This window comes from Streptomyces luteosporeus, from assembly GCF_039532865.1.
Classification (GTDB): Bacteria; Actinomycetota; Actinomycetes; order Streptomycetales; family Streptomycetaceae; genus Streptomyces; species Streptomyces luteosporeus.
Map to the genome: position 1 here is coordinate 34,138 of NZ_BAAASL010000034.1, position 9,549 is coordinate 43,686.

Genomic DNA, 9,549 nt, shown 5'->3' on the forward strand with positions numbered 1-9,549 from the left:
CGTCCCGCACTCCAGGGTAAGAACGCCGGGCGCTACTCGCCCGGCCAGTTCGGCGGGCGCTTCTCGTTGAACGCCGCCACGCCCTCGGCACGGTCGCCGGAGAAGGCCACCGAACGCCAGGCGGAGTCCTCCACCTCCAGCCCCGCCCGCAGGTCCAGTCCGTGGCCCAGGCGCAGCGCCCGCTTGGCGGCCCGCAGCCCCACGGGCGAGTTGCGGGCCATGCGGGAGGCCAGGGCGAGGGCCTCGGTACGGTCCTGCCCCTCGTCGACGAGCTGGTCGATCAGGCCCAATTCCTTTGCCTCGGGGGCTTCCACGCGCCGGGCACTGAAGATCAGCTCCGCGGCGCGGGCCGCCCCCACGCGGCGCGGCAGCAGCTGCGTACCGCCGCCGCCGGGAATGACGCCGACCGACACCTCGGGCAGGCCGACGACCGCGGTGCGGTCGGCCACGATGACGTCGCACGACAGCGCCAGCTCGTAGCCGCCGCCCAGGGCGAAGCCGTGCACGGCGGCGATCGTCGGCATGGGCAGCTCCAGCACGCCGGTGTAGCAGGCGCGGGCGTGGGGCCGCTGGCGGACGAGGTCGGCGTCGGTGAAGGAGTTGCGCTCCTTGAGGTCCGCGCCGACGCAGAAGGCGCGCTCGTGGGTGGAGGTCAGGACGACGACGCGGACGTCCCGGTCGGCGGCCAGGGCCGCGGTGGCCTCGCCGATCAGGCGGCCCATCTCGGTGGAGACGGCGTTCATGGCCTTGGGGCGGTCCAGGACGAGCTCGGCGACGTGGCCGTCGTCGTGGCGGCGGACGGCGATCCACTCGCCGAAGCGGCGTTCACTCACGGGGGTCACCCTTTCGGTGTCGGCGCGATGGGTGCCCCCGATCATGCCGGGACGCTGCGGCTGGGGCCATACCCGTGTGCCCCGTAGGGGCGCGGGGCAGTGCCGGTCTGCAGCTGCGTCGTGGCTTGTCGCGCAGTTCCTCGCGCCCCTGTCGTGGTGCGGCATGTGCCCCGTCAGGGGCGCGGGGAACTGCGCGAACGGCCACCGGCGGCCCGCAGCCGACGCACTGCCCGCGCCCCTTACGGGGCGCCGTCGTGCGGGCACAAGCAGGGGTCACGCGCGGCGCGTCAGGAGCCAGGGTTCGACCATGCCGAGGCCACGGACCGGGCGCTGCCACATCGGCTGGAGTGCGAAGCGGTACTTCGCGCGCTCCTCCTCCGGGACCTCCGCCTCGGACGTCGGCGCGTCGCCGCTGCGGGAGAGTTCCTCCGCGAAGGCCGCGTCGACGAGCACCGCGTCCTTCGGTGCTATCGAGGTCAGGCGGCTGGCGAGGTTGACCGTGGTGCCGAAGACGTCTCCCATGCGGGTGGTGACCGTGCCGAAGGCGATGCCCACGCGCAGCTCCGGCATCGTGTCGTCGTGGGAGAGGGTCTCGATGAGCCGTACGCCGATCTCGGCGGCCGTGCCGGCGTCGTCGGCGGCGAAGAGGACCTCGTCGCCGAGGGTCTTGATGAGCCGGCCGCCGTGGGCGGCGACGAGGTCGGCGGCGGTGGTCTCGAAGGCCTCGACGAGCTCGCCGAGCTCCTCCTCCTCCAGCCGCCGGGTGAGCCGGGTGAAGCCGACGAGGTCGGCGAAGCCGACGGCCAGGCGGCGGTCGACCATTTCGGCGTCGTCGGCGACCTGGGCCACGCGTCCGGTGGCGGCGGCGAGCTGCCGCCGCCAGACGTAGATGAGGAATTCCTCCAGCTCGGGCAGGAGCAGCTCGACGAGCGGGTAGGTGATCTCGGCGCGGCTGAGACCCTCCTGAGGCTCGGTCAGGCCTTCGAGGAAGGAGTCGATCTGCCAGTCGGCGAGCCGGGCCGTGGTCTGGCCGGTGGAGCGGGCCACCTGGACGGCCATGGGCTCGCTGAGCAGCCCGGCCTCGACGAGGCCGGCGAGCCGGCGCAGGGCCAGCACGTCGGCCTCGGTGAGGGCCTTGGCCTGGCCGATGTCGGCGAAGCCCATGGCGCGCCAGAAGCGGGCGGCGAGGTCCATGGAGACGCCGGCGGCGCGGGCGGCCTGGAAGGGGGTGTAGCGGCGCTCGGCGCCGAGGATGAGGGATTCGAGCCGGAGCGCGAGGGGGTCGCCCTCCTCGGCGTGGCCGTTGTCGTGGTTGCCGTGCGTCTCGCCCGGGCGTCCGTGCCCGCTGCCGGTCGCCGCGCCGTGCGCGGCGCCGTCCTCCCCCGTGGCCCTGACGGCACGGGAGGTGCCCCCGTCGTCGGCGGTCACCGCCCGCCCCCTGTCCGATCCGTGCGCACTGCCCTGCCGATCGCTGCTCGCTTAGGTTCCGCGCACAACGATACGTCAGGTGTGCCGTAGCTCACTCTCCCCACGGGTCAGTGCTCACTCTTTACGACGTTTACGAGGCGGCGGACCGCAAATGGACGATGTCACCCGCCCCCACCGGTTCCTGGACGCCGTCGGCGGTGGCGAGCACCAGGCGGCCGTCGCCGTCGACGGCGACGGCCTCGCCGACGAGGTCGGTGCCGCCGGGGAGTTCGGCGCGCACGGTGCGGCCGAGGGTGGCGCACCCGGCGGCGTAGGCCTCCTGCAGGCGGCTGGCGGCGGGGTCGCCGCCGGCGGCGCGCCAGGTTCCGTACCACTCCTCCAGGGAGCGCAGCACGGCGCGCAGGATGGTGTCGCGGTCGAGGAGCTCGGCGCCGGCGAGGGCGAGGGAGCCGGCGGTGGGCACGGGCAGCTCGTCGGCGCGCAGGGTGACGTTGAGGCCGATGCCCACGACGACGCTGTCGCCGGTGCGCTCGGCGAGGATGCCGCCGGTCTTGCGCTCCTCGTCGCCGACGGTGACCAGCAGGTCGTTGGGCCACTTCAGGGCGGTGTCGACGCCCGCGACGCGGGCGAGGGCGGTGGCGGTGGCGACGCCGGCGAGCAGGGGCAGCCAGCCCCAGCGGTCGGCGGGGACACCGGGGCCGGGGGTCAGGCGTACGGAGAGGAAGAGGCCGGAGCGGGGCGGGGCGCTCCAGGTGCGGTCGAGCCGGCCGCGGCCGGCGGACTGTTCCTCGGCGACGAGGACGGCGCCCTCGGGGCCGTCGGCGGCGACGAGGTCGCTGTTGGTGGAGCCGGTGCGCTCGACGACGTCGAGGGAGGTCCACAGGCCGCCGGGGCGCAGCAGGGCCCGGCGCAGGGCGGTCGCGTTGAGCGGGGGGCGGTCGAGGTCGGACCAGCGGCCTCGGGGGGCGTCGGAGGGGGTCATGAGACCCACCATAGGAGGCGAGCGGGGAGGAATCGGTGTGGCCAAGGACGCAGTGCCGCGGTGCAGTCCCGCCGTTACGCTACGACCCGGTAACCCTCCCTCCGGACGAGCAGGAGCCGCATCCCGTGTCCGAGACAGACGTCAACGTCAATGGATTCGACATCCACACCACCGCGGGCAAGCTCGCGGATCTGCAGCGCCGGATCGAGGAGGCGACGCACGCCGGCTCGGCCCGGGCGGTGGAGAAGCAGCACGCCAAGGGCAAGCTGACGGCGCGCGAGCGGGTCGATCTGCTGCTGGACGAGGGCTCGTTCGTGGAGCTCGACGAGTTCGCCCGGCACCGTTCGACGAACTTCGGCATGGACGCCAACCGCCCGTACGGCGACGGGGTCGTCACCGGGTACGGCACGGTGGACGGCCGCCCGGTGGCGGTGTTCTCGCAGGACTTCACGGTCTTCGGCGGCGCGCTCGGCGAGGTGTTCGGCCAGAAGATCGTCAAGGTGATGGACTTCGCCCTCAAGACGGGCTGCCCGGTCATCGGCATCAACGACTCGGGCGGCGCCCGCATCCAGGAGGGCGTGGCCTCGCTGGGCATGTACGGCGAGATCTTCCGCCGCAACACCCACGCCTCGGGGGTGATCCCGCAGATCTCGCTGATCGTCGGGCCGTGCGCGGGCGGCGCGGTGTACTCGCCGGCGATCACGGACTTCACGGTCATGGTCGACCAGACCTCGCACATGTTCATCACCGGCCCGGACGTCATCAAGACGGTCACCGGCGAGGACGTGGGCTTCGAGGAGCTGGGCGGCGCGCGCACGCACAACGCCACCTCGGGCGTGGCGCACCACATGGCGGGCGACGAGAAGGACGCCATCGAGTACGTCAAGGCGCTGCTGTCGTACCTGCCGTCGAACAACCTCTCCGAGCCGCCGGCCTTCCCGGAGGAGGCGGACACCGAGCTCACCGACGCCGACCGGGAGCTGGACGCGCTGATCCCGGACTCGGCGAACCAGCCGTACGACATGCACACCGTCATCGAGCACGTGCTGGACGACGGGGAGTTCCTGGAGACGCAGGCGCTGTTCGCCCCGAACATCGTCACCGGTTTCGGCCGGGTCGAGGGCCGGCCGGTGGGCGTCGTCGCGAACCAGCCGATGCAGTTCGCGGGCTGCCTGGACATCGCCGCGAGCGAGAAGGCCGCACGCTTCGTGCGCACGTGCGACGCGTTCAACGTCCCGGTGCTCACCTTCGTCGACGTCCCGGGCTTCCTGCCGGGCACCGACCAGGAGTACAACGGCATCATCCGGCGCGGCGCGAAGCTGATCTACGCGTACGCGGAGGCCACGGTCCCGCTGATCACGGTGATCACCCGCAAGGCGTTCGGCGGCGCGTACGACGTCATGGGCTCCAAGCACCTGGGCGCCGACCTCAACCTGGCCTGGCCGACCGCGCAGATCGCGGTCATGGGCGCCCAGGGCGCGGTGAACATCCTGCACCGCCGCTCGCTGGCGGCGGCCACCTCGCCCGAGGAGCAGGAGGCGCTGCGCGCGGAGCTGCTCGCGGAGTACGAGGACACGCTGCTCAACCCGTACGTGGCGGCCGAGCGCGGCTACGTGGACGCGGTGATCATGCCGTCGGACACCCGCCGCCACATCGTGCGGGGGCTGCGCGCCCTGCGCGACAAGCGCGAGGCGCTGCCGCCGAAGAAGCACGGGAACATTCCGCTCTAGATCCGCATCCGGATCCGCATCCGGATCCATATCGTCCGGATCCGCATCGAGGCCCTCGGGAGGGTGCAGTGATCAAGGTCGTACGGGGCAATCCGACGCCGGAGGAGCTGGCCGCCGCACTGGCGGTGGTCCAGGCGCGGGCGGCGGCGGGCGCGGCCGCCCCGCCGGACGCCCCCGCCCTGACGCAGTGGTCCGCCCCGGCCCGGCTCGCCGCGGCGCGGCACACGCCGCGCCCCGGCCCGGGCGCCTGGCGCAGCACGTACTGGCCCGCCTGACCGGCGGGATCCGCCGGGCCGCGGCGCCTGAGTACGCGTACTCAGGCGCCGCGCGCCTTCCGGTCGGAGCATGGAGGTCATGCTCTGGTCCGACCCGTCCGACGAACCGCCCGAGGAACTGCGCGAGGCGCAGGCCATGCTCCGGCGGGCGGGTGTGGTGCTGGCGGTGGGGATGGTGGTGCTGTTCCTGGTGCTGGGAGTGCACTGAGGTCGCAACCGGCATCGCAACGGGCGCCGCAACAGACGCCACAGTGGCCTCATAGGTTTGCCCCGACCGCAACCGTATTCGTCCGATTCCCGTCATGACGGGCATGAACAAGCCTGTACGCCACATAGCGGTCTTCACAGGAGTGCTCGTGCTCTCGCTGCTGGTGCGGGCGACCTGGGTGCAGTTCGTGCGCAGCGAGGAGCTGTCGTCGCACGAGAAGAACCGGCGGGTCGCCATCGCGAGCTTCTCCCAGCCGCGCGGCAACATCATCGTCGGAGGCCGGCCGATCACGGGATCGGCGGAGACCGGCGGTGACCTCAAGTACAAGCGCACGTTCACCGACGGGAAGATGTACGCGCCCGTCACCGGCTTCTCCTCGCAGAGCTACGGCAGCACCTTCCTCGAAGGCGTCAACAACAAGCTGCTCAGCGGCACCGACGACCGGCTCTTCCTGCAGCGCACCACGGACATGCTCACCGGCAAGCAGCGGCGGGGCGGCGACGTGGTGACGACCATCGACCCCAAGGCGCAGAAGGCCGCGTACGAGGGGCTGGGCGACCGGACGGGCGCCGTCGTCGCCCTCGACCCGCGGACCGGCAAGATCCTCGCGCTGGCCTCGACCCCGTCCTACGACCCCTCGGTCTTCGCCGGCAGCTCCACGAAGGACCAGGCGGCCTGGAAGGCCCTGGAGAGCGACAAGAGCAAGCCCATGAACAACCGGGCCCTGCGCGAGACGTACCCGCCGGGCTCCACGTTCAAGATCGTGACGGCCGCCGCGGCCCTGGAGAACGGCCTCTACACCGACGTCGACGCGGCCACCGACTCCCCCGACCCGTGGATCATGCCCGGCACGGTCACCAAGCTGCCCAACCAGAACCCCAACGCCCCCTGCCGCAACGCCTCCCTCAACGTCGCCATGCAGAACTCCTGCAACACGGTGTACGGCAAGGTCAGCTCGGACCTGGGCCGCGACACGATGCGCGCCACCGCGGAGAAGTTCGGCTTCAACGACGAGGTCCTCACCCCCGTGCGGGCCAGCAAGTCCGTCTTCCCCAAGGACATCAACAAGTCCCAGACCGCCATGGCCGGCATCGGCCAGGGCAGCCTGACGGCCACCCCGCTGCAGGTCGCCATGATGACGGCCGCCATCGCCAACGACGGCAAGCTCATGAAGCCGTACATGGTCGAGGAACTGCGCGACCCCGACCTCAAGACGATCGAGAAGCACCGGCCCGAACAGCTCTCGCAGGCCACGTCCCCGGACGTCGCCAAGAAGGTGCAGAAGATGATGGAGGACACCGCCACCAAGGGCACCGGCAAGGCCGCCCTGATCGACGGCGTCACGGTCGGCGGCAAGACGGGCACCGCCGAGCGCGGCAAGGACCAGAAGAACCTGGCGTGGTTCATCTCCTACGCCAAGACGGACGACGGCTCGCCGGTGGCGGTGGCGGTCATGGTCGACCCGGACGACAGCGTCCCGGACGACGAGATCTCCGGCGGCAAGCTGGCGGGCCCGATAGCCAAGAAGGTCATGCAGGCGGTCCTGGGCCGGTAGCCCCGCGGGCGGCTTCTCCGCGGGGCCGGGGAACAGACCCCCTAACCTTGCCCCCATGAGCAACCGCACCCGCCGCCTCGTCCTCGCCTCGCAGTCCCCCGCCCGGCTGGGGCTGCTCCGCCAAGCCGGTCTCGCCCCCGAGGTGATCGTCAGCGGTGTGGACGAGGACGCGCTCGACGCCCCCACCCCCGCCGAGCTGGCCCTCGTGCTCGCCGAGGCCAAGGCCGCGGCCGTGGCCGCGATGCCCGCGGCGGCCGGGGCACTGGTCGTGGGCTGCGACTCCGTGCTGGAGCTCGACGGGCAGGCCCTCGGCAAGCCCGCCGACGCCGAGGAGGCCACCGCCCGCTGGAAGGCGATGCGCGGCCGTGCCGGCGTCCTGCGCACCGGCCACTGCGTGATCGACACGGCCTCCGGCCGCCGCGCCTCGGCGACCGCCTCGACGACGGTCCGCTTCGGCGAGCCCTCCGACGCCGAGGTCGCCGCCTACGTGGCCTCGGGCGAGCCGCTGCACGTGGCGGGCGCCTTCACCCTGGACGGCCGTTCGGCGCCGTTCGTCGAGGGCATCGACGGCGACCCCGGCAACGTCATCGGCCTCTCGCTCCCGCTGCTGCGGCGGCTGCTCGCGGACCTCGGCGTCGGCATCACCGACCTGTGGGCGTGAGTCCTACAGCGGCAGGGCGCTGGCGGCCTTGCCGACCTGCTTGAGCTCGCCGAGCTTGTTGAGCTTGCCCAGGCCGTTGACGACGCCGGGGTACAGGCTCTGGTCCTGCGAGGGCAGCATCTCCTCCTCGGTGGGCACGCCGGCCGGCGGCTTCGACATGTCCGGGGCACCGGCCGGCGCGGACTCGCCGCGGACGGCCGGCGCGGGAGCCGCCTTCCCGGCGGAGCCGGCCTTTGCGGAGCCGGTCCTCGCGGAGCCGGCCTTCGCCGAGCCGGGCTTCGCGGGGGCGCCCTTGCCCGCCGTGCCCTTGGCCGGGGCGGGCTTCGCCGGGGCGCCCTTGTGGGGCATCCCCTTCGAGCCCTTCGAGCCCTTCGAATCCTTGGGCGCCTTGGACGCCTTCGGCACCGGCTTGGCCGGGGTCCCGTCGGACGGGGCGGTCACCGTCATGGGCCCGGCGCTGGAGGACGGCGGCGGGGCCACCGGCGTGGGCGCGGCGGGCTCGGCGGAGGCAGTGGCGACGGAGGACACGGAAAGTGCGGCGCCGGCCAGAACGGCAGCGGCAGCAATGCGCTTGATCATGACTTCATCAACGATGTCGGGGAATATCGGTCACGATGCGCTGCACCACCGGGACCTACTCCCGCCCCGGCGGCCTCAGTTGACCCCCGACCCTCCACAGCAAAGGAGCCCCACCCGTCATGCCGCAGTCCGTGGACCGCGCCCTGGACCTCCTGGACGCCGTCGCCGCCTCGCCCGGCCCCGTGCCGGCCAAGGTCCTCGCCCGGCGGCTGGGCTGCGGCCTTTCCACGGCGTACGAGCTGCTGGGCTCCCTGACGGCCCGGGGCCACCTGGTCCGTACGCCCGGCGGGTACGCGCTGGGCTACCGGACGCCCGAGCTGCACCGCTCCTTCCGGCGCCAGATGCGCCTGGGCGACGAGGTGCAGGAGCTGCTGGTGCGGGCGCGCCGCACGGCCGGGGCGGACACGTACTACAGCGCCTACCGCGACGGCGACATCGCCGTCCTCGCGGGCGCGACCGCCGCCGACCCGCCCACCGGCGGCTTCGGCACCGGCCAGGACGACGCCGCGCACGCCACGGCGCACGGCAAGGTGCTGCTGGCGGCGCTGCCACGGGCCGCCCGGCACCGCTATCTGGACGCGGCGGGCATGCGGGCGCTCACTCCACGGACGATCACCTCCCCCGAACACCTGGACGCACAGCTCGCGGGCGTGCGGCGGGAGGGGGTGGCGGTGGAGATCGAGGAGAGTGCGGCGGGCGTGGCCTGCGTGGCCGTACGGGTGCCGGTGCGCGGTGCGCTCACCGCCGTCTCGGCGGCGCTGCCGCTCGCCGACTTCCGCCGGCGCGGGCCGGCGGTCGCCGAGGCGCTGCGCCAGGTGGCGGCGGAGGTCGCGAGCTTTCCGAATGCGGCGGACATCAGCCCCTCTACTGACGGGTAGACCTGAGGAAAGCGCCCCTACCGTGCGGGACGGACCGCAAACTTTGCGTCACCCGTTCGTAGGGACTCCACAAAAATTCGGCGGTGCCACTCCCGGCCCGCTCCCGAGAGCTTGACCACACAAAGGTGCGACCGACGCTCCGGCGGACCGGGCGTACCGTGGATGATCTGGGGACTTGGGCCCGGGCACGGCTCCCTTTTCACGCTCCGTGTGGGCAAGGTCACCCCGGAACTCGGGTCGGCACAGAGTGTCGCCAGTACCTAAACTCACCTTGTTTCAAGGAGGGAGCCATCGTGCGCAAGGTGCTCATCGCCAACCGTGGCGAAATCGCTGTCCGTGTCGCTCGTGCGTGCCGGGATGCGGGGATCGCCAGTGTGGCGGTCTATGCGGACCCCGACCGTGATGCGGTGCATGTCCGCG

11 protein-coding genes are annotated in these 9,549 nt (G+C 72.6%); 7 read left to right on the forward strand and 4 right to left on the reverse strand.

Annotated features, from left to right (window positions below; translation table 11 throughout):
• Positions 1-32 precede the first annotated feature (32 nt).
• The 3 genes from ABD361_RS29650 to ABD361_RS29660 form a co-directional block, all read right to left on the reverse strand.
• Positions 33-833: an enoyl-CoA hydratase/isomerase family protein gene (locus ABD361_RS29650; RefSeq protein WP_344439961.1), complete on the reverse strand. Its 801-nt coding sequence runs from the start codon at positions 831-833 to the stop codon at positions 33-35.
• A gap of 273 nt (positions 834-1,106) precedes the next feature.
• A complete protein-coding gene (locus tag ABD361_RS29655) occupies positions 1,107-2,261 on the reverse strand; it encodes an adenylate/guanylate cyclase domain-containing protein (protein ID WP_344439963.1) in 1,155 nt (384 codons plus the stop codon).
• Between the two features lie 130 nt (positions 2,262-2,391).
• Positions 2,392-3,243 carry a biotin--[acetyl-CoA-carboxylase] ligase gene (locus ABD361_RS29660; RefSeq protein WP_344439965.1) on the reverse strand — a complete coding sequence of 284 codons (852 nt, stop codon included), beginning with the start codon at positions 3,241-3,243 and terminating at the stop codon, positions 2,392-2,394.
• 125 nt (positions 3,244-3,368) lie between these two features.
• Between ABD361_RS29660 and ABD361_RS29665 the strand changes: the two genes are divergently transcribed.
• The 5 genes from ABD361_RS29665 (at position 3,369) to ABD361_RS29685 (ending at position 7,672) form a co-directional block, all read left to right on the forward strand.
• Positions 3,369-4,973 (forward strand): acyl-CoA carboxylase subunit beta, encoded by a 1,605-nt coding sequence (locus tag ABD361_RS29665; protein WP_344439967.1) that lies wholly within the window; start codon positions 3,369-3,371, stop codon positions 4,971-4,973.
• A 68-nt stretch (positions 4,974-5,041) separates the two neighbouring features.
• Positions 5,042-5,248 carry an acyl-CoA carboxylase epsilon subunit gene (locus tag ABD361_RS29670; RefSeq protein WP_344439969.1) on the forward strand — a complete coding sequence of 69 codons (207 nt, stop codon included), beginning with the start codon at positions 5,042-5,044 and terminating at the stop codon, positions 5,246-5,248.
• Positions 5,249-5,327: 79 nt separating this feature from the next.
• Entirely contained in the window at positions 5,328-5,456 is a 129-nt protein-coding gene (gene mmpB, locus ABD361_RS29675) for a morphogenic membrane protein MmpB (protein WP_344439971.1), read from the forward strand.
• A gap of 103 nt (positions 5,457-5,559) precedes the next feature.
• Positions 5,560-7,011: a peptidoglycan D,D-transpeptidase FtsI family protein gene (locus tag ABD361_RS29680; protein ID WP_344439973.1), complete on the forward strand. Its 1,452-nt coding sequence runs from the start codon at positions 5,560-5,562 to the stop codon at positions 7,009-7,011.
• Positions 7,012-7,066: 55 nt separating this feature from the next.
• Positions 7,067-7,672, forward strand: coding sequence for a Maf family protein (locus tag ABD361_RS29685; protein WP_344439975.1), 606 nt, complete (start codon positions 7,067-7,069; stop codon positions 7,670-7,672).
• A gap of 3 nt (positions 7,673-7,675) precedes the next feature.
• Here the strand turns inward: ABD361_RS29685 and ABD361_RS29690 are convergent, their stop codons facing one another.
• Positions 7,676-8,251: a hypothetical protein gene (locus ABD361_RS29690; protein WP_344439977.1), complete on the reverse strand. Its 576-nt coding sequence runs from the start codon at positions 8,249-8,251 to the stop codon at positions 7,676-7,678.
• Between the two features lie 119 nt (positions 8,252-8,370).
• Here ABD361_RS29690 and ABD361_RS29695 point away from each other — a divergent pair, with 119 nt between their 5' ends.
• Positions 8,371-9,129: an IclR family transcriptional regulator gene (locus ABD361_RS29695; protein ID WP_344439979.1), complete on the forward strand. Its 759-nt coding sequence runs from the start codon at positions 8,371-8,373 to the stop codon at positions 9,127-9,129.
• A gap of 293 nt (positions 9,130-9,422) precedes the next feature.
• Positions 9,423-9,549 (forward strand): biotin carboxylase N-terminal domain-containing protein (locus tag ABD361_RS29700; RefSeq protein ID WP_344433288.1); only part of this gene is annotated, 127 nt, incomplete at its 3' end.

What these genes read in the sequence shown, in the direction of transcription:
- ABD361_RS29660 (WP_344439965.1), bottom strand. Translation starts at nt 3,243, where the DNA reads ATGACCCCCTCCGACGCCCCCCGAGGCCGCTGGTCCGACCTCGACCGC.
- mmpB (WP_344439971.1), top strand. Translation starts at nt 5,328, where the DNA reads ATGCTCTGGTCCGACCCGTCCGACGAACCGCCCGAGGAACTGCGCGAG.
- ABD361_RS29680 (WP_344439973.1), top strand. Translation starts at nt 5,560, where the DNA reads ATGAACAAGCCTGTACGCCACATAGCGGTCTTCACAGGAGTGCTCGTG.
- ABD361_RS29685 (WP_344439975.1), top strand. Translation starts at nt 7,067, where the DNA reads ATGAGCAACCGCACCCGCCGCCTCGTCCTCGCCTCGCAGTCCCCCGCC.
- ABD361_RS29690 (WP_344439977.1), bottom strand. Translation starts at nt 8,251, where the DNA reads ATGATCAAGCGCATTGCTGCCGCTGCCGTTCTGGCCGGCGCCGCACTT.
- ABD361_RS29695 (WP_344439979.1), top strand. Translation starts at nt 8,371, where the DNA reads ATGCCGCAGTCCGTGGACCGCGCCCTGGACCTCCTGGACGCCGTCGCC.